17 protein-coding genes and 1 pseudogene are annotated in these 25,969 nt (G+C 70.4%); 11 read left to right on the forward strand and 7 right to left on the reverse strand.

Annotation, left to right across the window (positions count from 1 at the left end):
- Nucleotides 1-100 precede the first annotated feature (100 nt).
- Together ilvA and ACFY2B_RS02615 are read left to right on the forward strand one after the other, a co-directional pair.
- On the forward strand, nt 101-1,330 hold the full coding sequence (gene ilvA, locus ACFY2B_RS02610; protein ID WP_390761281.1) for a threonine ammonia-lyase: 1,230 nt from the start codon (nt 101-103) through the stop codon (nt 1,328-1,330).
- A gap of 208 nt (nt 1,331-1,538) precedes the next feature.
- Nucleotides 1,539-2,060: pseudogene (locus ACFY2B_RS02615) on the forward strand (glycoside hydrolase family 18 protein); the annotation flags it as partial.
- A 416-nt stretch (nt 2,061-2,476) separates the two neighbouring features.
- Here ACFY2B_RS02615 and ACFY2B_RS02620 read toward each other — a convergent pair.
- Nucleotides 2,477-2,722, reverse strand: a complete 246-nt coding sequence (locus tag ACFY2B_RS02620) for a hypothetical protein (protein ID WP_390761282.1) — start codon at nt 2,720-2,722, stop codon at nt 2,477-2,479.
- 855 nt (nt 2,723-3,577) lie between these two features.
- Between ACFY2B_RS02620 and ACFY2B_RS02625 the strand changes: the two genes are divergently transcribed.
- The gene (locus ACFY2B_RS02625) at nt 3,578-5,092 is read left to right on the forward strand and encodes a hypothetical protein (protein ID WP_390761283.1); all 1,515 of its coding nucleotides are present in this window, start codon (nt 3,578-3,580) and stop codon (nt 5,090-5,092) included.
- A 1,343-nt stretch (nt 5,093-6,435) separates the two neighbouring features.
- Here ACFY2B_RS02625 and greA read toward each other — a convergent pair.
- Both greA and ACFY2B_RS02635 read right to left on the reverse strand, forming a co-directional pair.
- Nucleotides 6,436-6,936, reverse strand: coding sequence for a transcription elongation factor GreA (gene greA, locus ACFY2B_RS02630; RefSeq protein WP_390761284.1), 501 nt, complete (start codon nt 6,934-6,936; stop codon nt 6,436-6,438).
- A gap of 167 nt (nt 6,937-7,103) precedes the next feature.
- Complete coding sequence (locus ACFY2B_RS02635) at nt 7,104-7,502, reverse strand: DUF4307 domain-containing protein (RefSeq protein ID WP_390761285.1); 399 nt, start codon at nt 7,500-7,502, stop codon at nt 7,104-7,106.
- Between the two features lie 201 nt (nt 7,503-7,703).
- Here ACFY2B_RS02635 and mca point away from each other — a divergent pair, with 201 nt between their 5' ends.
- Both mca and ACFY2B_RS02645 read left to right on the forward strand, forming a co-directional pair.
- Nucleotides 7,704-8,585: a mycothiol conjugate amidase Mca gene (gene mca, locus ACFY2B_RS02640; RefSeq protein WP_390761286.1), complete on the forward strand. Its 882-nt coding sequence runs from the start codon at nt 7,704-7,706 to the stop codon at nt 8,583-8,585.
- A gap of 1 nt (nt 8,586) precedes the next feature.
- Nucleotides 8,587-8,820: a hypothetical protein gene (locus ACFY2B_RS02645; RefSeq protein ID WP_390761287.1), complete on the forward strand. Its 234-nt coding sequence runs from the start codon at nt 8,587-8,589 to the stop codon at nt 8,818-8,820.
- Nucleotides 8,821-8,826: 6 nt separating this feature from the next.
- Here ACFY2B_RS02645 and ACFY2B_RS02650 read toward each other — a convergent pair whose 3' ends face one another.
- Nucleotides 8,827-12,027 carry a tetratricopeptide repeat protein gene (locus tag ACFY2B_RS02650; protein ID WP_390761288.1) on the reverse strand — a complete coding sequence of 1,067 codons (3,201 nt, stop codon included), beginning with the start codon at nt 12,025-12,027 and terminating at the stop codon, nt 8,827-8,829.
- A 365-nt stretch (nt 12,028-12,392) separates the two neighbouring features.
- Between ACFY2B_RS02650 and ACFY2B_RS02655 the strand changes: the two genes are divergently transcribed.
- The 5 genes from ACFY2B_RS02655 (at nt 12,393) to ACFY2B_RS02675 (ending at nt 21,198) form a co-directional block, all read left to right on the forward strand.
- A complete protein-coding gene (locus ACFY2B_RS02655) occupies nt 12,393-14,435 on the forward strand; it encodes a thioredoxin domain-containing protein (protein ID WP_390761289.1) in 2,043 nt (680 codons plus the stop codon).
- Between the two features lie 193 nt (nt 14,436-14,628).
- Nucleotides 14,629-15,897 (forward strand): glycosyltransferase, encoded by a 1,269-nt coding sequence (locus tag ACFY2B_RS02660; protein WP_390761290.1) that lies wholly within the window; start codon nt 14,629-14,631, stop codon nt 15,895-15,897.
- Nucleotides 15,894-17,579, forward strand: coding sequence for an ArnT family glycosyltransferase (locus tag ACFY2B_RS02665; protein WP_390761291.1), 1,686 nt, complete (start codon nt 15,894-15,896; stop codon nt 17,577-17,579). The genes ACFY2B_RS02660 and ACFY2B_RS02665 overlap by 4 nt, the downstream gene beginning before the upstream one ends.
- Nucleotides 17,579-18,787: a glycosyltransferase gene (locus ACFY2B_RS02670; RefSeq protein ID WP_390761292.1), complete on the forward strand. Its 1,209-nt coding sequence runs from the start codon at nt 17,579-17,581 to the stop codon at nt 18,785-18,787. The genes ACFY2B_RS02665 and ACFY2B_RS02670 overlap by 1 nt, the downstream gene beginning before the upstream one ends.
- Entirely contained in the window at nt 18,784-21,198 is a 2,415-nt protein-coding gene (locus ACFY2B_RS02675) for a galactose oxidase-like domain-containing protein (protein WP_390761293.1), read from the forward strand. The genes ACFY2B_RS02670 and ACFY2B_RS02675 overlap by 4 nt, the downstream gene beginning before the upstream one ends.
- Here the strand turns inward: ACFY2B_RS02675 and ACFY2B_RS02680 are convergent.
- From ACFY2B_RS02680 to ACFY2B_RS02690, 3 genes are all read right to left on the reverse strand, one after another.
- Nucleotides 21,195-21,935 (reverse strand): Mut7-C RNAse domain-containing protein, encoded by a 741-nt coding sequence (locus tag ACFY2B_RS02680; protein ID WP_390761294.1) that lies wholly within the window; start codon nt 21,933-21,935, stop codon nt 21,195-21,197. The two genes, ACFY2B_RS02675 and ACFY2B_RS02680, sit on opposite strands and share 4 nt — an antisense overlap.
- Nucleotides 21,936-21,968: 33 nt before the next feature.
- On the reverse strand, nt 21,969-22,646 hold the full coding sequence (locus ACFY2B_RS02685) for a TetR/AcrR family transcriptional regulator (protein ID WP_390761295.1): 678 nt from the start codon (nt 22,644-22,646) through the stop codon (nt 21,969-21,971).
- 332 nt (nt 22,647-22,978) lie between these two features.
- A complete protein-coding gene (locus tag ACFY2B_RS02690) occupies nt 22,979-23,692 on the reverse strand; it encodes a hemolysin III family protein (protein ID WP_390761296.1) in 714 nt (237 codons plus the stop codon).
- Between the two features lie 324 nt (nt 23,693-24,016).
- Here ACFY2B_RS02690 and ACFY2B_RS02695 point away from each other — a divergent pair, with 324 nt between their 5' ends.
- Nucleotides 24,017-25,840 carry a phosphoenolpyruvate carboxykinase (GTP) gene (locus ACFY2B_RS02695; RefSeq protein WP_390761297.1) on the forward strand — a complete coding sequence of 608 codons (1,824 nt, stop codon included), beginning with the start codon at nt 24,017-24,019 and terminating at the stop codon, nt 25,838-25,840.
- Nucleotides 25,841-25,969: the final 129 nt, after the last annotated feature.

Here is a 25,969-nt window from a genome sequence, read left to right on the forward strand (position 1 = left end):
GGTACGCGGAAGGGACGCAGGCCGTACCGGCGCTGCACGAACCGGTCTCGGTGCTTGGTCACACCGGCTGCCCGCGACTGTGAACTGCGAGACTTGAGCCATGAGCTACAGCACGGCCGGCTCGCTGCGCCCCGTCACCCTCGACGACGTACGCGGTGCCCAGAAGATGCTCTCCGGTGTGGCCCGGGTGACCGCGCTGGAGAGCAGCAGGCATCTGTCCCAGCTGGTGGGCGCGCCGGTGCTCCTCAAGTGCGAGAACCTCCAGCGGACCGGATCGTTCAAGCTGCGCGGCGCCTACGTACGGATCGCCGGGCTGCTGCCGGAGGAGCGGGCCGCCGGCGTGGTGGCCGCGAGCGCCGGCAACCACGCGCAGGGCGTCGCGCTCGCGTCGTCGCTGCTCGGCGTGCACGCCACGGTGTTCATGCCCAAGGGCGCCCCGCTGCCGAAGATCAGCGCCACCCGGGAGTACGGCGCGGAGGTGCGCCTGCACGGCCAGGTGGTCGACGAGACGCTGGCCGCCGCGCAGGAGTACGCCGAGCGGACCGGTGCCGTGTTCATCCACCCCTTCGACCACCCCGACGTCATCGCGGGCCAGGGCACCGTCGGCCTGGAGATCCTGGAGCAGTGCCCGGAGGTCGGCACCATCGTCGTCGGCGTCGGCGGCGGCGGGCTCGCGGCCGGTATCGCCGTCGCGGTGAAGGCGCTGCGGCCCGAGGTGCGGATCGTCGGGGTGCAGGCGGCGGGTTCGGCGGCGTATCCGCCCTCGCTCGCGGCCGGGCGGCCGGTGGCCATCGAGGGCCCGGCGACGATGGCGGACGGCATCAAGGTGGGGCGGCCCGGCGACGTGCCGTTCCGGATCATCGCGGAATCGGTCGACGAGATCCGTACGGTCTCCGAGGACCAGCTGTCGGCGGCGCTGCTGCTGTGCCTGGAGCGGGCCAAGCTGGTCGTCGAGCCGGCCGGGGCGAGCCCGGTCGCGGCGCTGCTCGGCGAGCCCGGCGCCTTCGCCGGGCCGGTCGTCGCCGTGCTGTCCGGAGGCAACGTCGACCCGGTGCTGCTCCAGCGGGTGCTGCGCCACGGCATGACCGCGCAGGGCCGCTACCTGGCCGTACGGCTGCGGTTGACGGACCGGCCGGGCGCCCTCGCGACGCTTCTCGGGGTGTTGTCAGTGGTGGACGCTAACGTGCTCGACGTGAGTCACGTACGGACCGATCCGCGGCTCGGGCTCACGGAGGCGGAGGTGGAGCTGCACCTGGAGACGAAGGGGCCGACGCACTGCGTCGAGGTCGGCCAGGCCCTGCGCGAGGCGGGTTACACCGTCATGGACTGAGCCGGCGCCGACCGCCGCGTCAGCCGTTTCACCAGGTCAGGAACGTCCGCATCACTCGTTCGGGGAAATCCGTTGAGAGACGCGATACATCGCGTTATGGTGTGTCGGGTACCTTCGGAACTCGTTCAGGATTCTCCCGGATTCCTCTGAATTTCCCTGGGTTGCTGTGGGTTGCTGTGGGTTGCTCTGGATTCCCCTGGGTTCCTTCATGCGGGACGTCGACTTCGTGAACCTCCAGGGGTACGACTACCACGTGTCGGGCCAGGCCACGACGGCCCAGCAGTCGGCTCTGTTCGCGCCGGGCGACTTCAGCGTGGACCAGACGGTCCGGGACTGGGTGCGCAGGGGCGCCCAGCCGCGCAAGCTGGTGGTCGGCATGCCGTTCTACGGGCAGGGCTGGACCGGGGTCAGCGGCGGCGGCGACGGTCTCGGCCAGCCGGCCACCGGTCCGGCGAAGGGCACGTACGCGGACGGCTCCGAGGACTACAAGGTCCTCAAGGGCCTGGCCGCCTCCGGTACGTACACCGTGCACCGGGACCGCCGGAACGGCAGCGCGTGGCTCTTCGACGGCACCACGCTGTGGACGTACGACGACCCGCAGGTGCTGAAGACCAAGGCGGCCTACACCCGCAAGCTGGGCCTGGGCGGCGCGATGTTCTGGTCGCTGGACGGCGACACGGCCGACGGCGAGCTGACGGCGGCGGTGGACAAGGGACTCAACGACCGCTGATCGACTACCAGATGACCGGGCCCGGCACACACACCACATGTGCCGGGCCCACGTGGCATCCTCCTGCCAGAGCGGAGTACAGGGCCGGATGGCGGTGTGGTTCCCTGGGACTGATGAGTCCATAGAGGCTCCCGTTGTTCCAGTTCAGCGGGCTCCTCTCCGTGTTTTGCCGGCTGTGGACCGGCTGCCGAGTGGTAGGTACGGAGCGAACCGCGGGGGCCTGGGAATCGTTGTTGAAAAGTGTATTCGCTAGTTCGAGGAAAGGGGTTCGTGGTGGGGAAAACGAATGCCGCCGAGTATATAGCCGTATTGAATGCACTGAAAAAAGGTGACCTGCCGAAGAGGGAAAAGGATCCGGAGAAGCAGCGCGAGGCGCCTCGCCGGTCTATCGGCAGTTTCCTGAATAACCTGCGGCATCAGGGATAGAGAATCCCAGGGGCGATCTGATTGCTGCGTTGCGGCGGCATGACCTGGAGCTCTCTCAAGGTCAGGACGGGAAGTGGCGGCTGCCGCTCATCGGGGGTCCACGTTCGAAGGATGTGGATTCTCTCTGTGCGGAAGAATTGAACCGGCGGGAAATAGGTAATCTCTCCGTAGGTAAGAAAAATCGTCGCATGGTGGACGGGGTGGCTTCCGATCGTCGCCTCACCAATTTCCTGCATGACATGAGGATCAGGGGGCGCTTGGCTCCTCCCTCGGAGGATCTGGTTAAAGCGGCAGGGCGGCATGGCCTGGAATTCTTTCAAGGTGAGGACGGGCGGTGGTGGCTGCCTCGCACGGGTCGGGTGAGTCGTGCTGGTGCTGGTGCTGGTGCTGGTGCTGGTACTGGTGCTGGTGGTGTGGGTGGTGGTGCGGGTGGTGAGGCGGTGCTGGGTCCTGGGCAGGGTGTGTTTGCTGTCAGGGGGGTCGGGGCGGAGGTTGGGTCCTCGTTGCGGTCTGCGGGGCGGGTGGAGTCCGAGGAGGCGTTGCCTTTCGCCGATGAGGAGTTCGCGGATAGGAACTTGGACGAGATGATGCGTACTGATCCGTTTGTGCGCGCGGTGATGGATGACCCGGTGGTTGACCTTGTTTCCGGGGTTCCGGGAGTTTCTGGCTCTTGGTCTGCTGCTCCGGTCAATCCTGCTGGGTTCTACATGGCGGGTGGATTTCCGGGTTCTGGTGTGGATGCGCTGTCGCAGGGGATGGACGGGGTGGCGGGTGCGGGTTTCGGGTATCCGGCGGCGGGGGATGCGGTGAATCCTGTGGTGGGGTTCTCGGGTGTGGCGTATACGCGGGTGAGTGATCCGGTTGACGGCTCGATGGGGTATGGGCAGGGGCAGGGTGTGTGGGGGGATGGTTCCGGGTTTCCGGGGGTTGGGACGGTGCGGGGCGGGGTGTACCAGCCACCGGCTGAGCGGTCGGCCGGGCATTCCCGGTAGAAGTGAGGCCGGGCGACTGGGGGGATCCGGGGTGAACTGCGGGGGCCTGGGAGCCGTTGTTGAAAAATGTGTTCGCCGGTTCGAGGAAAGGGGTTCTTGGTGGGGAAAACGAATGTCGCCGAGCATATAGCCGTATTGAATGCGCTGAAAAAAGGTGACCTGCCGAAGAGGGAAAGGGATCCGGAGAAGCAGCGCGAGGTGCCTCACCATTCTACCGCCGTTTTCCTGAATAACCTGCGGTATCAGGGGATAGAGAATCCCGGGGACGATCTGATTGCTGCGTTGCGGCGGCATGACCTGGAGCTCTCTCCCGGTGAGGACAGGAAGTGGCGGCTGTCAATCATCAAGGGTGCACGTTTTGGGCAGGATGGTGTGTTCGCTGGCTGGTCGGTCGGGGCGGAGGCTGGGCCCTCGTCGTGGTCTGCGGGGCAGGTGGAGTCCGAGGAGGTGTTGTTGTTCGCCGGTAGGAACGTGGACGAGATGATGCGCACTGATCCGTTGGTGCGCGCGGTGATGGCTGACCCGGTGGTTGACCTGGTTCCGGTGGTTCCGGGAGTTTCAGTTTCCTTTTCTGCCGCTCCGGTCAATCCTGTCGCATCGGTCGCCGAGCATGTAACGGTATTGAATGCGCGGGAAAAAGGTGACCTGCCGAAGAGGACAAACGATCCGGAGAAGCAGCGCGAGGCGCCTCACCATTCTACCGCCGTTTTCCTGAAAAACCTACGGAATCAGGGGATAGAGAATCCCGGGGACGATCTGATTGCTGCGTTGCGGCGGCATGACCTGGAGCTCTCTCAAGGTCAGGACGGGCGGTGGCGGCTGCCGCTCATTGGGCGTAGAGGTATGAAGGATGTGGATTCTCTCTGTGTGGAAGAATTGAACCGGCGGGAAATAGGTGATCTCTTTGGAGATCGGAAGAATCCACGCGTGGTGGACGGTGTGGCTTCCGGTCGTCGCCTAACCAGGTTCCTGAGCAACATGAGGAACAGGGGGCGCTTGGCTCCTCCCTCGCAGGATCTGGTTAAAGCGGCAGGGCGGCATGGCCTGAAATTCTTTCAAGGTGAGGACGGGCGGTGGTGGCTGCCTCGCAAAGATCACGGTGGTGGTGCGGGTGTTGGGTCCTCGTTGCGGTCTGCGGGGTGGGTGGAGTCCGAGGAGGCGTTGCCTTTCGCCGATGAGGAGTTTGCGGGTAGGGACTTGGACGAGATGATGCGTACTGATCCGTTGGTGCGTGCGGTGATGGATGACCCGGTGGTTGACCTTGTTTCCGGGGTTCCGGGAGTTTCTGGTTCTTGGTCTGCTGCTCCGGTCAATCCTGCTGGGTTCTACATGGCGGGTGGATTTCCGGGTTCTGGTGTGGATGTGCTGTCGCAGGGGATGGACGGGGTGGCGGGTGCGGGTTTCGGGTATCCGGCGGCGGGGGATGTGGTGAATCCTGTGGTGGGGTTCTCGGGTGTGGCGTATACGCGGGTGAGTGATCCGGTTGACGGCTCGATGGGGTATGGGCAGGGGCAGGGTGTGTGGGGGGATGGTTCCGGGTTTCCGGGGGTTGGGACGGTGCGGGGCGGGGTGTACCAGCCACCGGCTGAGCGGTCGGCCGGGCATTCCCGGTAGAAGTGAGGCCGGGTATCGGCTCCGGACCGGTGACCGGCCGCTGGCCCGGAGTCGTTGCCGTGATCAGGATTGTTCGAGCGGCGGTGTACTTCGGCAAGAGCTGAAGGCCGGGCCGTCGGACCTCGCCGAGTCGGCGTGCCGAGACGAAGGACGGCCAGGGTGACTCCTCGAAGACGGGCGCCGGGGCGAAGGGGTACCGGGCCGAAGTGCGGGCCGCCGGGCCGGTGTTCGGTACCGGCGAGATCGTGCCGTACCTGCTGGGGTGCCTTCCGGACCATCGCCCCGGTGCTGCGCTGCGCCGGCTGCGGGGCGCGGCGTTGCGACTGGCGGACCGGCTGGATCCCGATCCGGAGCGGTCGGCGTGGGTGCGGCGGGCCATGCGGACCGCGGCCTACCCGCGCCCGGCTGTCCCTCGCAGATGCGCGTGTGAGCCGCCGATCCCGGTGAGCAGCGTGCGGCACACGAGCATGTCAGGGGTGGGTGCCCGCTGACCGTCGGAGTTCCCGACGTGGACTGCACGTTCACCCTGTCCGTCCGGCCCGCCCGGCTCCCCGACCGCGATCCGGCCCCACCGTCGCCCGCAGTGCGTACGCACCGTATCGGTGGTCTGCCGTACCCGTTGTACGTACCGGCAGAAGATTCCTGGAGGTAGGACCGTGCGCCGTTCCACCCGGGAAGGCCGCCGCACGGGAAGCCGCCCGAGCGGACAAGGACACCGTCATCGAGCGCTACCGGGCCGGTGAGCCGGATCGCCGACGCGTACGGCGTGACGGCCGCCTGGCTGACCTCCGGTTCGACGCATGGGGCGTCCCGCGCCGCCGGCGCTGCGAAGCACATCCGCGCCGCCGCCCCGCCAGGCGCCTCTTCCGAGGGCGGATGGCGTGCGCGCGGCCCAGGCCGAGTTCATCGGCAGCCGCGCCGCGTTCACCACCCCCTACCGCGACGGCGAGTCCCTCACGTCCCTCGCCCGGTCGTTCGGAGACCGGTACCCGGTGGAACGCCGGACTCCTGACCGCCCGGCTGGGCGCCCGGCGTGTGGCCACGGTGGAGATCGACGGCGCCCCGTCCCGTCGTTCTCCGGGTGGACGGCGAAGCCCCGGCGTCCTGTCGATGGCATCGACGGGAAACCAGGGGCCTCGTCAGGGCAACGCAACAGACAGACGATCCGGTCGGTCTGCGTACGGTTCGAAACAGATGGTCCTGTCGGTCCCCGTACGGTTCGGAACAGACGGTCCGATCGGCGTGTGCTGTACGGAGCAGTTCGCGTACGGGCTGGTGACCGCTCACGCACGGTTCGGAGCCGGCCCGCGCACGGCTGGGACCGGTTCGCGTACAGCCTGGGATCAGCCCGAGTACGGCTCGGCCTTGAGGATCTTCACCGTGGCCTTCTTGCCGTTGGGCAGTTCGTACTCCGCGTTCTCGCCGACCTTGTGGCCGGTCACGCCGGCGCCCAGCGGGGACTGCGGGGAGTACGTCTCGATGCCGGCGCTCGCGTACTCGCGGGAGGCGAGGAGGAACGTCAGGGTGTCGTCCTCGTCACCGTCGAAGGCGATCGTCACCACCATGCCGGGGGCGACCGCACCGTCCGCGGAGGCGGGGGCCTCGCCGACCTTGGCGTTCTCCAGGAGCTGGGTCAGCTGTCGTACACGGAGTTCCTGCTTGCCCTGCTCTTCCTTGGCCGCGTGATACCCGCCGTTCTCCCGCAGGTCGCCCTCCTCGCGCGCGGCCGCGATCTTGGCGGCGATCTCCGTGCGCGCAGGACCAGACAGGTACTCCAGCTCGGCCTTGAGCTGGTTGTACGCCTCCTGGGTCAGCCAGGTGACGTTCTCGCTGGTCTGGGTCACAGGTGCTCCTCGTCGGTACTGGGGATACAAAGCATCGCCCTACCCAGAAGAATGTTCCTTCACGGAAGGGCGAAACCACGAGCCTAACAATTCAACGGCGGAAGGGGGAGGACATAAGCCATCAGAATCGTGTCAGCGCAGGTCAGGGAGGACGTATCCGGACCGCATCAGTCGGCGTGGCAGCCGAGCAGCTCGGCCGTGGTGCCCTGAGAGGTCGTACGCAGCGTGACGACCCGGTCGATGCGGGTCGCCGACCCGGTGAAGCGGAAGTCGGCCCGGCCCACCTCCGCGCCGTCGGCGGCCTGCGAGCGCACGGTGCAGTAGCCGTCGGTCCCGGCGTCCTTGTGGACCTCCAGATGCACGGAGACCGAGCTGTCCGAAGCCTGGAACGTGATCACTTCCGCGCTGATCTCGCTCCGCACCACGTAGTGGTACGCGAAGTAGCCGACCAGCGCGAGCAGGGCCGCGCCGAGCACCGCACCGATGATCTTGAGCTTGTGGTCGGCGCGGTCGTCCGAGGAACGCCCGTAGCGGCCTTCGGGCAACCGCGTGCTCACCGTGCTCATGATCGTCCTCTCGGCAGGACCGGGGACAGGAGCCCCGGCGGGAGCCCGGACCGGCCCGTGGAATTATTCGCCCCCCGATTCGGTCACTATAGAAGCCGCCCGTCGGCCATCTGACCGCCACCCCGCAAGGAGGTGCTTGCGGCACGGCCCTAACTGGATTGCGTCCGAAGATCCGGGCGCCGACCTACCGAGGATTGAGTCTTGACTGACCAGCTGCGACTGATGGCCGTCCACGCGCACCCCGACGACGAGTCGAGCAAGGGCGCGGCCACCATGGCCAAGTACGTGTCGGAGGGGGTGGACGTGCTGGTCGTGACCTGCACGGGCGGGGAGCGCGGCTCCATCCTCAATCCGAAGCTGAAGGGTGACACGTACATCGAGGAACACATCCACGAGGTACGCAAGAAGGAGATGGACGAGGCCCGCGAGATCCTGGGCGTCAAGCAGGAGTGGCTCGGCTTCGTCGACTCCGGCCTGCCCGAGGGCGACCCGCTGCCGCCGCTGCCCGAGGGCTGCTTCGCCCTGGAGGACGTCGACAAGGCGGCCGGGGAACTCGTGAAGCAGATCCGCTCCTTCCGTCCCCAGGTGATCACCACGTACGACGAGAACGGCGGCTATCCGCACCCCGACCACATCATGACCCACAAGATCACGATGGTGGCCTTCGAAGGCGCCGCGGACGCGGAGAAGTACCCGGAGTCCGAGTACGGCCCGGCCTTCCAGGCGAGCAAGCTCTACTACAACCAGGGCTTCAACCGTCCGCGCACCGAGGCGCTGCACAAGGCGCTGCTGGCGCGCGGTCTGGAGTCGCCCTACGGGGACTGGCTCAAGCGCTGGAAGGAGATCGAGCGCGTCGAGCGCGTCCTCACCACGCACATCCCGTGCGCCGACTTCTTCGAGATCCGCGACAAGGCGCTGATCGCGCACGCCACGCAGATCGACCCCGACGGCGGCTGGTTCCGGGTGCCGATGGACCTCCAGAAGGAGGTCTGGCCGACGGAGGAGTACGAGCTGGCGAAGTCGCTCGTCGACACCTCCCTACCCGAGGACGACCTCTTTGCGGGCATCCGCGACAATGCCTGACATGAGCTTCAGCCAGGCACTGACACAGGTCGTCCCCCTCGCGGAGATCGACGACAACAAGGTCACCCCCGGCGTCCTCGGCTTCATCGTCTTCGCGGTGATGGCCCTGGCCGTGTGGGGTCTGATGAAGTCGATGAGCAAGCACATGCAGAAGGTCGACTTCAAGGAGTCCCCGGACTCCCGCGCGGAGTCCGGGGAGGCGGCCCCCGCCGGCCCGGACACCGGGCGGGGCTGACCGGCCTCACGACGCGGCAGGCACCGGCACCCCCATTACCTCGCGGGCGTGCCGGTTCGGCACCATGCCCAGACGCCACGCCTGCCACCCGGCCTCCAACTGCACACCGCGCTCCAGCAGCAGCGCGTACGCCGTCAGGTACTCGGCCAGCTTCTCGTCCCGGGTGCCGTGCGCGGCCCGGACCAGCTGGGCCAGTTCCTCCTGCGCCACCGCCGTGCCGATCTCCACACCGCCGGGGGCGGCGTAGGGGAGCAGGGTGCAGCGCAGGAAGCGGGCCCAGTCCTCGCCCCGCTGGTCGCCGTACGAGGTGAACAGGCCGATCGCCTCGTCGCACAGGGCCAGCGCCTGCTGGGTGCGCGTGTTGCCCGCGTCGACGACCGCCAGCTCCAGGCAGGTCCAGGCCTCGCCGTGGGTGACGCCGATGCGCTGGAAGTCGGCGCGGGCGTCCATCAGGAGCTGACGGGCGAAGCCGGAGTTGCGCAGCGAGCCCGTCTGGGTGGCGCGCTGGTCGCGGGTGACACGGGCCGAGTGGTGGCGGGCGCAGGCCAGGCCGTACACGTCGCGCATCCGGGAGAACATCGTGCGTGACCGCTCCAGCTCGCGCACGGCCCGGTCCAGGTCGCCGGTCTCCTCCAGGGCCTGGCCGAGGTAGTAGGCCGTCCACGCCTCGCCGCGTGCGTCCTCGTTGTCATGGTGCCGGACGGCGGCCTGCCGCAGCGCCTCGGCCGCCTCGGGGGCGTCCCCGCCGACGAGCCGGGTCCGGGCCAGCTGGGTCAGGGCCCATGCCTCCCCGCGGGCGTCACGGGTACGGCGGTAGCGGTCGAGGGCGGCCCCCAGCTCCCGCTCCGCACGCGGCACGTCGCCCATCCGCAGCGCCAGCTGGCCCAGTTGGAAGTGGGCCCACGCCTCGCCGTGCACCGAACCGCCCTCGCGGTGCAGGACCAGGGACCTGGTCAGCAGGTCCAGGGCCTCCGCCAGCCGGGCGCGGTCCCGCTGGACGGCGGCCAGCGCGTGCATCGTCCAGGCCCGGTCGGTCGCCAGCTCGGGCGCCGCCTGGAGGTCCAGCGCCTCCTGGAGCTTGGCCGCGGCCTCGGTGAGCTGGCCCTGATGGTGCAGGGTGATGCCCAGGGAGCACAGCGCACGGGCCGCGCCCGCGTCGTGGTGGGCCTCCAGGTAGAGGTCGACGACCGAGCTGAGCGTTGTCCGGGCCCTATCCAGCTCGCCCAGCTGGCGGGCGGCGATGCCGGTGCGCCACTGCACCGAGCGGATCAGCAGGCCCTGGTCGACGGCCTGGGCCAGCTCGCTGATCTCGCCGAGGCGGTACAGGTCGCCGCGGAGCAGGCAGTAGTCGCACAGGGCGCCGAGCAGGTTCAGCACGGCGGTCTGGTTCACGCCCTCCGCGTGGCGCAGCGCCGCCGTGATGAAGCTGGACTCGTCGTCCAGCCAGCGCAGGGCCTCTTCGAGCGAGGTGAAGCCGTGCGGTCCGAAGCGGTCCGAGCGGGTCGACATGTTGCCGTCGACCAGGCGCAGCACGGAGTCGGCCAGCTCGCCGTAGTTCACGATCAGACGCTCCTGCGCCGCCGTGCGCCCGGCCTGCTCCTCCTCGTCGAGCAGCCGGGCCTGGGCGAACGCGCGGACCAGGTCGTGCATCCGGTACCGGCGGCCCCGCACATGGTCGATCAGGCCCGCCTGCGCGAGCTTCGCCAGTTGCCGGGCCGCCTCCGACTCGTCCGTGCCGAGCAGGGCGGCGGCCGCGGCGGCGCCCAGGGAGGCGCGGCCGGCCAGGGCCAGCCTGCGCAGCAGCGTGCGGGCCGCCTCGGTCTGGTCGGTGTAGCGCAGCCACAGGACGCGTTCGACCGGATCGACCGGGCCGTACGCGTCGAGGTCGGTGGCCAGCCGGCGCGGTGAACGCGGGCCGAGCGACGAGCCGGCGATGCGCAGGGCGAGCGGCAGACCGCCGCACAACTGCCGGATCCGGTCGGTGGATTCGGCGTCGTAGGGGCCCGAGGAGTCCTGGGCGGCGGCGCCCAGCAGTTCCTCCGCGCCCGCCTCGTCCAGGGCCTCCACCGGGAGGTGGTGCACCCAGGCGGGCAGGTCGGCGGGCAGTTCGAGGGGCTCCGCGGCGGTGATCAGGACCAGGCTGTCGGAGCGCTCGGGGACCAGGGTGCGGATCTGCTCGGGGTCCGAGGCGTCGTCCAGCACGATCGTCACCGCAAGGCCCGTCAGGTGCTGCTGGTACAGCTCGCTGAGCCGCTTGACCTGCTGGTCGAGGGAGGAACGCTCGCGGAACAGCAACTGCTCGCGGGGGGCCCCGAGCCGGTTCAGCAGATGCAGCAGGGCGTCCCGGGTCGGCAGCGGCGGCTCGTGGCGGCTGCCCCCGCGCAGATCGACGACGACCGCGCCGCGGAAGTGGTCCCGCAGTTCGTGCGTGGCCCGGACGGCGAGCGTGGTGCGGCCCGAGCCCGGACGGCCGTGCAGCACGACCACCGTCGGCCGGGTCTCGGTGTTCGCGCGGGCCGCCCGCACCCACTGCCTGAGCTGTGCCGTCTCCGCCCGGCGTCCCGCGAACGGGCCCTCGGGCTCGGGGAGTTGACCGAAGGACTCCCGGAGCACCGTGCGCCTGCGGGCCGCCGCGCTCTTGTCCGCGCCGCGCAGCTTGGGGCCCTGCTGCTTCGGGCCGGTCGAGGCGCTGAGCACCCGCTGCTGGTCGAGGAACGGCCGGATGCCGCGCACTTCGAGCGCCGTCAGCCACTGCAACCGCAGCTGCTCGGGGCCGCCCGGCTGGCTCACCGCGCCCGCCCGGTGGTGGGCGGCCGGCAGATGGACGCCGGCCACCTTCACCACGGTGGCGGCGGCACCCACCACGCCCACGGCCGCGCCCGCGCCCAGCGCCGTGCCCGTCCCGGTGCCCAGCGACAGGTCGGCCACCAGGGCGGCGACCGCGGCGACGCCCGCCACCAGCAGCGGGGTTCCGGCGCCGTCCTTCGCGTACCGCTGGGCGAAGGTGAGCCGGCCGTCCTCCGTCTCGTCGAGGGCGCGCGTGTACGCGGCGTACTCCTCGGCGGCGGCCTGCGCCATGGCGTCCAGCGAACCGCGCGCCCGGGTCAGCAGCACCTGCCCGTCGACACGCCCGCCCGAACGCCGCACCTCCTCCTCGACCGCCCGCACCACCAGCCGCTCGGCCTCGGTGCGATGGCTGTCCCGCATGTCCCGTCCCCCTCCGGCCGTAACTCTCAGGGCTACGAGTGTCCTTCGGACGCGGCACGAACGCGAGGGGGCCGCGATCATCGGGGACGGTTTCGTGACGTCCAGGGCGTTCGATCATTTTCACGGCGGTCGGAATCGATGCCGCGCCCGCACTGGGTCCGAGGGCGCGTTGCGGATGGCCCGCGGCGCCTGCGAGCGGATGGCCCGCGGCGCCTGCGAGTGGATGGCCCGCGGCGCCTGCGAGTGGATGGCGCGCGGCGGGATCCACGACCAGCTCGGCGGCGGTTTCGCCCGCTTCCGTCCCGGTCGTGCGCTGCCCCTGTGGCGCGTGGCCAGGGCGCAGGCGGGTGCGCAAGGATGGGGGTATGCCCAACCGACTTGCGCAGGCCACGTCCCCGTACCTCCTCCAGCACGCGGACAACCCCGTCGACTGGCGGCCCTGGGAGAGCGACGCGTTCGAAGAGGCCCGGCGGCGTGATGTCCCTGTGTTCTTGAGCGTCGGCTACAGCGCCTGTCACTGGTGTCACGTCATGGCGCACGAGTCCTTCGAGGACGACGACACCGCCGCGTACATGAACGAGCGTTTCGTGTCCGTCAAGGTGGACCGTGAGGAGCGCCCCGACGTCGATGCCGTCTACATGGAGGCGGTGCAGGCGGCCACCGGGCAGGGTGGCTGGCCGATGTCGGTGTTCATGACGCCGGAGGGGGAGCCCTTCTACTTCGGTACGTACTTCCCGCCCGAGGCCCGGCACGGCATGCCGTCCTTCCGTCAGGTGCTCGAAGGTGTGCACAACGCCTGGACGAGCCGACGGGACGAGGTGGGAGAGGTTGCGGGGAAGATCACTCGGGACCTCGCCGCGCAGGAGCTGAGCATCGGGGGCGCCGGGACGCCCACCGAGGAGACCCAGGCCCTGGCCCTCCTCCAGCTGACCCGGGACATCGATCCCGCGAGCGGCTGGTTCAAGGGAGACACCAAGTTCCCGCCTTCGATGGTGATCGAGTTCCTTTTGCGCCACCATGCGCGGGCCGGTTCCGTGGCGGCGCTGGAGATGGCCGAAGGGCTGTGCGGCGCGATGGACCGTTCGAGCCTGTACGACCAGGTGGGAGGCGGGTTCCACCGGTACGTACTCACGCCCAGGCCCGGTGGACCCCTGGTGCCGCACTTCGAGAAGATGCTGTACGACAACGCCCTGCTGTGCCGCGTCCACGCCCACCTGTGGCGTTCCACCGGCTCCGAGCAGGCCCGTCGGGTCGCCGTGGAGACCGCGGACTTCATGGTCCGTGAACTGGGCACCGCCGAGGGCGGGTTCGCCTCCGCCCTCGACGCCGACAGCGACGACGACAGCGGACGGCACGTGGAGGGCGCGTACTACGTGTGGACGCCCGGGCAACTGCGCGAGGTCCTGGGGGACGACGACGCGCAGGTCGCCGCCCAGCACTTCGGCGTGACCGAGGAAGGCACCTTCGAGCACGGCCGGTCCGTCCTGCGGCTCCCGCAGGACGAGGGCGTGTTCGAGGCGGAGCGCATCGCGTCGATCCGCGAGCGGCTGCTGCGGGCGCGGCAGCAGCGCCCGGCGCCCGGCCGCGACGACAAGGTCGTCGCCGCGTGGAACGGCCTGGCGATCGCCGCGCTGGCCGAGACCGGCGCCTACTTCGACCGGCCCGACCTGGTCGAGGCCGCGGCCGCCGCCGCCGACCTGCTGGTCCGGCTGCACCTGGACGACCAGGGCCGGCTGCTCCGCACCAGCCGGGACGGCCGGGCCGGCGCCAACGCGGGCGTGCTGGAGGACTACGCCGACGTCGCCGAGGGCTTCCTCGCGCTCGCCTCCGTCACCGGCGACGGGGCCTGGCTCGACTTCGCGGGGCTGCTCCTCGGCCAGGTCCTCACCCGCTTCACGGACGTGGACAGCGGTGCCCTCTACGACACCGCGGCCGACGCCGAGCGGCTCATCCGCCGCCCGCAGGACCCCACCGACAACGCCACACCGGCCGGCTGGACCGCCGCGGCGGGCGCCCTGCTCGGCTATGCCGCGCACACCGGTTCCGAACCCCTGCGCGCCGCCGCGGAGCGGGCGCTCGGGGTGGTGACGGCGCTCGGGCCGCGGGTCCCGCGGTTCATCGGCTGGGGGCTGGCGGTCGCCGAGGCCCTGCTCGACGGCCCGCGGGAGATCGCGGTCGTCGGCCCGGACCTGGCCGACGGGGCGACCGGGGTCCTGCACCGTACGGCGTTGCAGGGCACCGCTCCGGGCGCCGTGGTCGCCGCCGGCACCCCGGACGGCACCGAGTTCCCGCTTCTCGCCGGCCGGTCCCTCGTGGACGGGGCGCCCGCCGCGTACGTCTGCCGCAACTTCACCTGCGACGCCCCGACGACCGATCCGGAGCGGTTGCGTACCGTGCTGAGCGGCTGAAAGGACATGTCCCGCAGTGCCCCGAACGTTCGTGCTCGACGCATTCGTTCACCCGCGACCCGATTGTGTGGAAACAAGTTCTTCACCCAAAGTGCCTACGCGCTTCACAGATCGCGCATAATCTCTGCAAGGTGACGCGGCGGCTCTGACTCACCGCCGCGTCAGGGGGGCATCGGGGATCTGGGGGGATCTGTTGCTGACGTCTGTCTTCATCGCTGCCGTTTCGCTTGCGCTGTTCTGGATGGCGGCCTTCACCTTGTGGTGGCAGATGCACGCGTGGCGTACGCCCGAAGTGCTCGCGTCCACCCGCTTCCGCAGACCGGACGGCGACGGGCACGTGTCGTTCTCGCTGCTGCTGCCCGCGCGGCACGAGCAGGCCGTGCTCGACCACACCATCCAGCGGCTGCTGGAGTCCACGCACACCGACTTCGAGATCATCGTCATCGTGGGGCACGACGACCCCGGGACCGCGGCGGTGGCCGAGCGGGCCGCCGCCCGCGACCCGCGCGTCCGCGTCGTCGTCGACACCCACGAGAAGAAGAACAAGCCGAAGGCCATGAACACGGCGCTGCCGCACTGCCGCGGCGCCGTCGTCGGGGTCTTCGACGCCGAGGACCAGGTCCACCCGGAACTCCTCGCCCACGTCGACCACGCGTTCCTGACCACCGGCGCGGACGTCGTCCAGGGCGGCGTCCAGCTGATCAACTTCCACTCCAGCTGGTACAGCCTGCGCAACTGCCTGGAGTACTTCTTCTGGTTCCGTTCCCGGCTGCACCTGCACGCCCAGAAGGGGTTCATCCCGCTCGGCGGGAACACCGTCTTCGTCCGCACCGACGTGCTCCGCGAGGCCGACGGCTGGGACCCGGACTGCCTGGCCGAGGACTGCGACCTGGGCGTCCGGCTGTCCAGCGTCGGCAAGAAGGTGGTCGTCGCCTACGACTCCGACATGGTCACCCGGGAGGAGACACCCGGTTCCCTGATGTCGCTGCTCAAGCAGCGCACCCGCTGGAACCAGGGCTTCCTCCAGGTCTACCGCAAGAAGGACTGGCGCGGGCTGCCCGGCTTCGGACAGCGGCTGCTCGCCCGGTACACGCTCATGACGCCGTTCCTGCAAGCCTTCTCCGGCGTGGTCATCCCGGTCAACGCGGCCGTCGCGATCTTCCTCGACGTGCCCGTCGGGATCGCCTTCCTCACCTTCCTGCCGCTGGTCACGGCCGCCGTCACCTTCGTCTTCGAAGTGGTCGGACTGCACGACTTCGGCAAGCAGTACGGCTTGCGCGTCCGCCTCGTCCACTACGCGAAGCTCATCGTGGGCGGCCCCTTCTACCAGGTGCTCCTCGCGGGGGCCGCCGTCCGCGCCGTATGGCGTGAGCAACGCGGCCGCAACGACTGGGAGTTGACCACTCACGTCGGCGCGCACCTCACCGCGGCCGAGCCGATCCGAGAGGACGTTCCCGCGTGACCTCCACCCTTCCCGCGGTGACCCCTCCGACGGTCCCCGCGCCGCCCCGCCATGCCCTGACGGATCCTTCGACCGGCCGGGCCCGGCCGCCGGCCCGGCTCCGCTCCTCCCGTTCCGACCTGCTGCTGTGCGGGCTGCTGCTGGCGGCGATCCTCGTCGTCCAGGGCTGGAACATCTCCGCCTACCCGACTTTCAGCGACGACGAGGGCACCTACCTGGCCCAGGCGTGGGCCGTGCAGCAGGGCGAGGGCCTGGCCCACTACACCTACTGGTACGACCACCCGCCGCTCGGCTGGCTCCAGATAGCCCTGCTCACCTGGATCCCCTCCGCACTCGACCCCGGCGTGATGACCGTCGGCACCATGCGCCTGGCGATGCTGCTGGTCAGCGGCGTCAGCGCGGTCCTCGTGTACGTCCTCGGACGGCGGCTCGCGCTGCCCCGCTGGGCCGCCGCACTCGGCATGGCCCTGATCGGCCTGTCGCCGCTGGCCGTCGTCCTCCAGCGGGAGATCTTCCTCGACAACATCGCGGTGATGTGGCTGCTGCTGGCCTTCTGCCTCGCCGCCTCGCCCAGCAGGCACCTCTGGCACCACTTCGGCGCGGGCCTCGCCGCCGCCGCGGGCGTGCTCACCAAGGAGACGATGCTCATCGTCCTGCCCGCCCTGCTGGTCACCATGTGGCGCCACAGCCACCGCGACACCCGGAAGTTCGCGCTCACCGGCGCGGTCACCGCCTGCGCCCTGGCCGGCTTCTCCTATCCGCTGTTCGCCCTGCTCAAGGGGGAGTTGCTGCCGGGCAGCGGACACGTCTCGCTGTGGGACGGCATCACCTACCAGCTGTCCCGGCCCGGTTCGGGATTCATCCTGGACCCCTCCTCCGGCTCGTACGCGGTCTTCCACTCCTGGCTGTACTACGACCGGGTGCTTCCCCTCGGCGGCCTCGCGGGGGCGCTGCTGCTGCTCGTCACCTGGCGCTGGTCGGTCACCGCCCGCGCGCTCGCCGGACCGGCCCTGACCGTGGCGATCCTGGCGGCGATGGCCCTGCGCCCGAACGGCTATCTGCCCGCCATGTACATCATCGGCGCGCTGCCCTTCCTCGCCCTCGTCCTCGCCGGCGGCGCCGCCTCCGTCACCCACGCGGTGCTGCGCAGACGGCGATCCGAGCACGAGAAGCGGTACGTCACCGGCGGCCGGTACGCGCTCGCCGCGGTCCTCGCCGTCGCCGCCGGCGCCCATGTCGTACCGCAGTGGTACGACGGCGACCGCACCGCCGTCACCGCCGACGCCAACGCCCCCTACCGGCAGGCGTCGGCATGGCTGAGCACCGAGGTCGACGACCCGGCGGACACCCGCGTCCTCGTCGACGACGCGCTCTGGCTCGACCTGGTGCACGCCGGGTACGAGCCCGGGCTCGGCGCCATCTGGTTCTACAAGGCCGACCTCGACCCGGCCGTGACGAAGACCATGCCGCACGGCTGGCGGGACATCGACTACGTGGTCGCCTCGCCGACGGTCCGGCGCGACGCACGCGACCTGCCGAACGTACGGGCCGCCATCCAGCACTCCACGCCGGTCGCGACCTTCGGCACCGGAGCCGACCGCATCGAGATCCGGCAGATCCCGCAGGCCCAGCAGTTCCAGCAGTTCCAGCAGCCGAGGCAGCCGACCACGGGAGGCGAGTGATGAGCGGCCACGAGTACACCGCCCCCGGCGACCTCGGTGATCTCACGGCCTCTCTGGCCGAGCCGGGCGCCGTCACCATCGTCGTACCGACGTTCAACGAGTCCGCCAACATCCGCCCGCTGCTGCGGCAGATCACCGACGCGGTGCCCGCCCGGCTGCCCTGCGAGGTCGTCTTCGTCGACGACTCCACCGACGACACACCCGACGTCATCCGCCGGGCCGCGCAGGACTGCCCGTTCCCGGTGTCCGTGCTGCACCGCGAGGAGCCGGCGGGCGGGCTCGGCGGGGCGGTCGTCGAGGGGCTGCGGGCAGCCGCCTCCGACTGGATCGTCGTCATGGACGGCGACTGCCAGCACCCGGCGTCGCTGGTGCCGGAGCTGGTCGCCACCGGCGAGCGGACCGGCGCCGGGCTCGTCGTCGCCTCCCGCTACCTCAAGGGCGGCAGCCGCGCCGGACTCGCGGGCGGCTACCGGGTGGCCGTCTCCCGCGCCGCGACCTGGCTCGCCAAGTCCCTCTTCCCGCGCCGGCTGCACGGCATCAGCGACCCGATGAGCGGCTTCTTCGCCATCCGGCGCAGCGCGGTCACCGCGGACGCGCTGCGGCCCCTCGGCTACAAGATCCTGCTCGAACTGGCCGTGCGCACCAGGCCCGGCCGGGTCGCCGAGGTGCCGTTCGTCTTCCAGGAGCGGTTCGCGGGCGAGTCCAAGTCGAGTGCGCGGGAAGGCTTCCGCTTCCTGCGGCACCTGCTCGGCCTGCGCACCTCCTCACCTGTCGCGCGCATGGTCGCCTTCGGTCTGATCGGCGCCACCGGGTTCGTGCCGAACCTGGCCGGCCTCGTGGCGCTGACCGCGCTCGGCGTGCACTACGTCCCCGCCGAGATCCTCGCCAACCAGTTCGGCGTCGCCTGGAACTTCCTGCTCATCGAGCACCTGCTGTTCCGCGACCGGCGCCGGCACCGCCGCTGGTGGGACCGCGCCGGCCGGTTCGCGCTGCTCGCCAACGCCGACCTCGTGCTGCGCATCCCGCTGATCGCGCTGTTCGTCCACCGGTTCGGGATGGGCGCGCTGTCCGCCACCGCGCTCGCCCTGGTGACGACGTTCGTCCTGCGCTTCCTCGGCACGGAAGCGCTGGTCTACCTGCCGCGCCGGCGCGTCCCGGAGGGCGCCGGGCGGTCCAGCCGTACCTCCGCCGCAAGGAGAGCCGTGTGAAACTCCACCGCAGAAGAACCGCGCTGGTCGGGGTGGGGGCCCTGACCGCCGGTCTGCTCCTGACCGCCCCGCAGCCCGCCGCGGCCGCCAACCTCGTGAAGAACCCCGGCTTCGAGACCGCGGCCTTGGGGGCGGGCGACGACATGCCGTACTGCTGGGAGAAGTCCGGCTGGGGCGACAACGACTTCGCCTTCGAGACGACGGGCGACGCGCACAGCGGTGCCAAGGCGATGAAGGTCACGCTGTCCCGCCGGGTCGACGGCGACCGGAAGGCACTGATCACCGAGTCCGCGGAGTGCGCGCCGGTGGTGTCGGTGGGCAAGCAGTACGACCTGTCGCTCTGGTACAAGTCGACGACGCCCGACACCTCGCTCACCCTGTTCCGGCACGACCCGACTGCCGGCTGGCAGTACTGGACCGACCTCAAGACCCTGGACCTGGCGGCGAGCTGGACCCGGGCGACGGTCCGCACGCCCGAGGTGCCGGCCGGCACCGACCGGATCACCTGGGGCGTGTCGGTGTACGGCACGGGTTCGGCGACCACCGACGACTACGCCATGGAACAGGTCCCGGACACGCTGCCGCCCGCCGGGTGCACCGGCACGCAGGCGCAGTGCGCGGACGGGAGCTGGCAGGTCCTGCCGACGCAGAACCCGGTCCGCTCCATGCACTCCGTCGTCCTCAACAACGGCAAGGTGCTGCTGATCGCGGGCTCCGGCAACAGCGAGGAGAACTTCGCCGCGGGCACCTTCACCTCGGCGGTCTACGACCCGGCGAAGGGCACCTACAAGGTCGTCCCCACCCCGAAGGACATGTTCTGCGCCGGGCACGTCCAGCTCCAGGACGGCCGGGTGCTGGTGATGAGCGGCAACCTGGCCTATCCGGCGGCGGACGGCTCGCACGGCTACGAGGGCTACAAGGACTCGTACGTCTTCGACCCGGCGACCGAGACCTACAGCAGGACCAACGACCTCAACGACGGCCACTGGTACCCGTCCGCGACCGAGCTGGGCAACGGCGACGTCATCTCCTTCGGCGGGCTGCGCGAGGACTCCACCGGATCGGTGACCACCGAGTACTGGTCCGCGGCCGAGCAGCAGTGGCTGCCGCTGTGGAAGGTCAACCAGACCTGGTCGTACTGGGGCCTGTACCCGTCGATGATCCTGATGCAGGACGGCCGCCTCTTCTACACGGGCAGCCATGTCTTCGGCAACAACATCCCGGGCACCGGCGCGGCGATCTACGACTACGGGGCCAACACCATCACCCAGGTCCCGGGCCTCCAGGACAAGGACGTGCGGGACCAGTCGGCGAGCGTGCTGCTGCCCCCGGCGCAGGACCAGCGGGTGCTGACCATCGGCGGCGGCAACATCGACGCCAACCCGGACGCGAACCGGCTGACCGACGTGATCGACCTCAAGGAGGCGAACCCGTCGTACGTGGCCGGGCCGCCGCTGCCGCAGGGCACGGTCGACCTGGGCAACGGGCCTCAGCCGGAGACCGGCGGCCAGGGCAAGATGTACGTCTCGGCCGTGCTGCTGCCCGACGGTTCGGTGCTGGAGACCGGCGGCGCGCTGCACAACCGCGCGAACCCGGTCCACGAGTCCTCGATCTACGACCCGGGGCAGGGCACCTTCGACCCGGTGGCCGCCGACCCCGAGGCCCGCGGCTACCACTCCTCGTCGTTCCTGCTCCCGGACGGCCGGGTGATGTCCACCGGCGACAACCCGGGCAACGGCACCTGGAACCACAACGTGTCGATCTACACCCCGCCCTACCTGTACAAGGGCACCCGCCCGACGATCACCTCCGTCATCGACACCGAGTGGACCTACGGCGACACGCAGCGGATCACCGTCGACCGGCCGATCGCCAAGGCCGAGCTGATCCGTCCGGCCGCCGTCACCCACTCCTCCGACCCCAACCAGCGCTTCGTCGACCTGCCGCTGTCCGTCGACGGCAACAACGTCGACCTGAACGTGACGAGCAACCCGAACCTGGCCCCGCCCGGCTGGTACATGCTGTTCGCGGTGGACGCGAACGGGGTGCCGTCCGTGGCGAAGTGGGTGCACCTCCAGGGCCCGGCGGCGCTGAGCGCGTCCGACGCGTCGGCGCACGTCCATTCCTTCGCCGACGCGCCCGCGGGCAAGGTCACCGGGCCCGGCAAGAAGCGCGCCGCCCAGCCGGTGAGCAGCACCGTCTCCGGCTGCGACCGGCACTACGGCTCGGCCAACGTGTGCGTGCCGACCGTCTTCCCGCCCCAGGTGAAGCGGACGACCGCCGCCCGGTGCGGCTGGCTGGCGCAGAACGACTACGGGCGGCTGGAGGTCAACGGCGCCGACGACCCGCTGCGTCTCGACCCCGACCGGGACGGCATCGCCTGCGGCAAGGGCGACGTGAGGGGGCGTTAGGCTCCCTCGGCCCGGTCGGCGAACTCGTCGAGGGCGCGCTCCACGATGGCCTCCAGCTGTTCGTGGTGCGCGCCCTTCCAGTAGGCGCGGCCGCACGCCCGGCACTGCGCGAAGACGTCGTACGACCGCTCGGTCCCGCCCTTCAGCTGGTCGGCGACCTCGTCCTTGCCGGCCGCCCGCAGCACGCCGTTGCAGGCGGTGCAGCGGGTCCAGGGGCGCAGCTCGGGCCGGAACCGGCCCAGGACGTCGCGGAGCTGGTCGTCGGGCGCCGTGCTGTAGACGAAGGCGCCCGCCCACAGCTCGCGGCGGCGCAGCAGGCCGCGGTCGCGGCTGAGCAGGACCCGTCGTTCGGTCGCGGAGCGGGTGGCCAGGGCCGGGTCGCCGATGTCCGTCGACTCGTACGCCGCGTCCACGCCGAGCAGCCGCAGCCGCCGGGCGAGGGTGCCCAGATGCACGTCGAGGAGGAACCGCAACGGGGCGCCCGGGACCCGCTGGGGCCGCGCCACCGCCCGCACCAGCACGCGTTCACCGCCCTCCGGTACGTACGACACCGGCACCGTGCGGCCGTCCACCAGCAGGCCGCCGGCCTCGGTCAGCGGGACGCCCAGGGACTCGACGAGATGGCCGAGGGTGGAGACGCCGTCGGTGCCGACCGGGGTGCTTCCCGCGCGCCGGGCGGGCGTCACGAACAGCCGCAGCTCGGGGGCGACTTCGACGTGGATCTCGGGACCGTTCACCCGGCCAGGATGGCACGGGCCGGGGCGCGGGCCTCAGGGGTTTTCGGCGGGCAGGCCGTGCTCCAGGACGTCCAGGGCGCGGTCGACGAGGTCGACCAGCTCGTCCTCGTGGCGGTTCTCGGCCCAGTACAGGGAGACCTCCAGGAGTCCGCCGATGAGGGACATCGCCTGGACCCGCACCTCCAGGGAGCCGGGGTCCCGGCCGGTCCGCTCGCCGATGGCCCGGCAGAGCAGGCGGCCGGTGACCGACAAGCCCTCCATGGTCCGCGAGCGCACCGCGGGCACCTCGACCATCAGCCGTGACCGCAGCCGGGCCACCTCGGCGTCGTCCTCGCCGCCGAGTCGCACGGCCCGGTGCATCACGCACCGCAGGGACTGCTGCCAGGGCTCGTCGACGGGCCGGGCGCGCAATTCCGCCATGATGAGCGCGTCCCACTCGTCGGTGAGGACGATGTCCTCCTTGGTGGGGAAGTAGCGGAAGACCGTGGACGGCGACACCTCCGCGCGCTCCGCGATCTGCTCGATCGTGGTGGCGTCGTAGCCCTGCTCCTCGACCAGCCGGTAGGTCGCGGTTCTGATCGCCTCACGCGTCTTGATCTTCTTCCGTTCCCGCAGGCTGAGCCGGGGACGGTCGGCGGGGGAGCAGGACGCACCGGCCCGGTCGGGCGGCGGGGAGAGCTTGGGGGAGCGTGCGGCCGTCATGGTGGTCATTGTCGGACATCCGCCCGGGGTGTGGCCATGGCCTGACCTTGGGCATCCGCGGTGCGCGGTACGGCCGCGGCACTCGGCGGGAACGCAGCGGTCAGCGGCGCGGCGGCCAGCGGGACACGATGCCGCGGACCACCAGGACCAGGCCGGTGGCGTGCCCGTGGGACCTGTGCGCGAAGGCCACCGGACGGGCCGCGCCGGAGTGCTCGGCGACCGGGTGCGCGGCGACCCGCTCCCCGGCGCCGAACAGCGTTCCGGCTCGAAAAAGCGGCCACGGCTCGCAAGCCGTGGCCGCCGGGACCGGAAGGGCGGGGGTCGATGGGGGTCAGCGCGTATTACGTGTGCTGGTACGCCACCAGTGAGATGCCGACGTAGTGGACGGCGAAGGCGGCCAGCGTGAACGAGTGGAACACCTCGTGGAAGCCGAACCAGCGGGGCGACGGGTTCGGCCGCTTGATGCCGTAGACCACGCCGCCCGCGCTGTACAGCAGCCCGCCGGCGATCACCAGGACGAGGACCGCGATGCCCCCGGTGCGCAGGAAGTCCGGCAGGAAGAAGACGGCCGCCCAGCCCATGGCGATGTAGCAGGGCGTGTAGAGCCAGCGCGGGGCGCCGACCCAGAAGACCCGGAAGACGATGCCCGCCGCCGCGGCGGCCCAGATGCCCCACAGCAGCCAGCGTCCCTTGGTGCCGGGCAGGAGCAGCAGGGTCAGCGGGGTGTACGTGCCCGCGATGATCAGGAAGATGTTGGCGTGGTCCAGGCGGCGCAGGAAGCCGCCCACCCGCGGACTCCAGTTGCCCCGGTGGTAGAGGGCGCTCACGCCGAACAGCAGGCATGCGGTCAGGACGTAGATCCCGCAGGCGACCCGGCCCCGCGGGGAGTCGGCGAGTGCGGTGAGGACGAGGCCCGCGACGAGGACGGCGGGGAACATGCCGAGATGCAGCCAGCCGCGGAGCTTGGGCTTGACCGGGTGCGGCAGGGAGAGCGCGGCGGAACGCCGACCGGTGGCCGGCGGCTCCAGGGGCGCGTCGGGGACGGACGCAGTCATGCCCGGCATCGTACCTACGGAACCGTAAGTTGCGGACCAATGAACTCTCATGCCCACGCGATAGTGGCCATCCTCTCACGGGATCACCGGGCCGGGACCGCAAAGGGACCGTCAGACGAACGCTACGTGCATGTAAAGAAACGCGCCGGGATCCGCTGATCGTGGCGTTCCTCACGCCGCTCACCTGTGCGGCCCTCTGGACAGATGCGCAGTTGCGGCGGATGATCAAATGAGTGCGGTCGGTACCGGATGAGCGGCTACGAAGCGTCCGGGCCGCAGCCCCCATGGGGCCACAACAAAAAAACCCCTCATTTAGGAGCAATCGTGGCGCGCGACATCGCTGCTCCCCCCGTCGTCCCCACCGAACATCAGGAACTGATCTCGTGGGTGAACGAGATCGCCGAGCTGACGCAGCCGGACAGCGTGGTCTGGTGTGACGGATCCGAGGCCGAGTACGAGCGCCTGTGCGGGGAGCTCGTCGGCAAGGGCACGTTCAGGAAACTGGATCCGGTCAAGCGCCCCCACTCCTACTACGCGGCCTCCGACCCCACCGACGTCGCGCGGGTCGAGGACCGGACGTTCATCTGCTCCGAGAAGGAGGAGGACGCCGGTCCCACCAACCACTGGATGGCGCCCGCCGAGATGCGGGACGTCTTCAGCGGTGAGAAGGGCCTGTTCCGCGGCTCGATGCGGGGCCGCACCATGTACGTGGTGCCCTTCTGCATGGGGCCGCTCGGCTCGAAGCTGTCCGCGCTCGGCGTGGAGATCACCGACTCCGGGTACGTGGCCGCCTCGATGCGCACGATGACGCGCATGGGCCGGCCCGTCCTCGACGAGCTGGGTTCCGACGGCTTCTTCGTCAAGGCCGTGCACTCCGTCGGCGCCCCGCTGGAGGAGGGCCAGGCGGACGTCCCCTGGCCCTGCAACGAGACCAAGTACATCTCGCACTTCCCCGAGGCCCGCGAGATCTGGTCCTACGGCTCCGGCTACGGCGGCAACGCGCTGCTCGGCAAGAAGTGCTATGCGCTGCGTATCGCCTCGGTCATGGCGCGTGACGAGGGCTGGCTGGCCGAGCACATGCTGATCCTGAAACTGACCCCGCCCACCGGGGAGGCGAAGTACGTCGCCGCAGCCTTCCCGAGCGCCTGCGGCAAGACGAACCTCGCCATGCTGGAGCCCACCGTCTCCGGCTGGACGGTGGAGACCATCGGCGACGACATCGCGTGGATGCGGTTCGGCGAGGACGGGCGGCTGTACGCGATCAACCCCGAGGCCGGTTTCTTCGGGGTGGCGCCGGGCACCGGTGAGCACACCAACGCCAACGCGATGAAGACGCTGTGGGGCAACGCGGTCTTCACCAACGTCGCGCTCACCGACGACGGCGACATCTGGTGGGAGGGCATGACGGAGGAGACCCCGGCCCATCTGACGGACTGGAAGGGCAACGACTGGACGCCCGCGTCCGGCACCCCGGCGGCCCACCCCAACGCCCGCTTCACCGTCCCCGCCGCGCAGTGCCCGATCATCGCGCCGGAGTGGGAGAACCCGAAGGGCGTGCCGATCTCGGCGATCCTGTTCGGCGGCCGGCGGGCCACCGCGGTGCCGCTGGTGACGGAGTCCCTCGGCTGGAACCACGGCGTGTTCCTCGGCGCGAACGTGGCGTCCGAGAAGACGGCCGCCGCGGAGGGCAAGGTCGGCGAGCTGCGCCGCGACCCGTTCGCCATGCTGCCCTTCTGCGGCTACAACATGGGCGACTACATGGCCCACTGGATCGACGTGGCCAAGGACAAGGACCAGTCGAAGCTGCCGAAGATCTACTACGTCAACTGGTTCCGCAAGGACAGCGACGGCCGGTTCGTCTGGCCGGGCTTCGGCGAGAACAGCCGCGTCCTGAAGTGGATCGTGGAGCGCCTGAACGGCACGGCGGAAGGCGTCGAGACCCCCATCGGCATCCTGCCGTCGAAGGCGGCGCTGGACACCGCGGGCCTCGAACTGACCGACGCCCAGCTGGACTTCCTGCTCACGGTCGACCCGGAGGTCTGGCGCGAGGAGGCCGCCCTGGTCCCCGAGCACCTCAACACCTTCGGCGACCACACCCCGAGGGAACTCTGGGACGAGTACCGGGCGCTGGTGCAGCGCCTGGGCTGAACCAGCTCGGTTCCGGTTCCACCACCGACTCCGCGGCCGGCAGGCGTTGCCCTGGACAGCGAACGTCCCGGCCGGCCGCGGTACACGGACCGGCGAGGTTCCGTACAACGGCGTACGGGGCCGCGGCCT

It is taken from the genome of Streptomyces sp. NPDC001270 (genome assembly GCF_042896695.1).
In the GTDB taxonomy this organism is placed as follows: domain Bacteria; phylum Actinomycetota; class Actinomycetes; order Streptomycetales; family Streptomycetaceae; genus Streptomyces.

Coding starts and splice junctions, on each gene's coding strand:
- ACFY2B_RS02690 (WP_390761296.1), bottom strand. CDS start 23,692: ATGACTGCGTCCGTCCCCGACGCGCCCCTGGAGCCGCCGGCCACCGGT.
- ACFY2B_RS02650 (WP_390761288.1), bottom strand. CDS start 12,027: ATGCGGGACAGCCATCGCACCGAGGCCGAGCGGCTGGTGGTGCGGGCG.
- ACFY2B_RS02645 (WP_390761287.1), top strand. CDS start 8,587: ATGAGCTTCAGCCAGGCACTGACACAGGTCGTCCCCCTCGCGGAGATC.
- ACFY2B_RS02620 (WP_390761282.1), bottom strand. CDS start 2,722: ATGCAGGAAATTGGTGAGGCGACGATCGGAAGCCACCCCGTCCACCAT.
- ilvA (WP_390761281.1), top strand. CDS start 101: ATGAGCTACAGCACGGCCGGCTCGCTGCGCCCCGTCACCCTCGACGAC.
- ACFY2B_RS02655 (WP_390761289.1), top strand. CDS start 12,393: ATGCCCAACCGACTTGCGCAGGCCACGTCCCCGTACCTCCTCCAGCAC.
- ACFY2B_RS02685 (WP_390761295.1), bottom strand. CDS start 22,646: ATGACCACCATGACGGCCGCACGCTCCCCCAAGCTCTCCCCGCCGCCC.
- ACFY2B_RS02670 (WP_390761292.1), top strand. CDS start 17,579: ATGAGCGGCCACGAGTACACCGCCCCCGGCGACCTCGGTGATCTCACG.
- ACFY2B_RS02635 (WP_390761285.1), bottom strand. CDS start 7,502: ATGAGCACGGTGAGCACGCGGTTGCCCGAAGGCCGCTACGGGCGTTCC.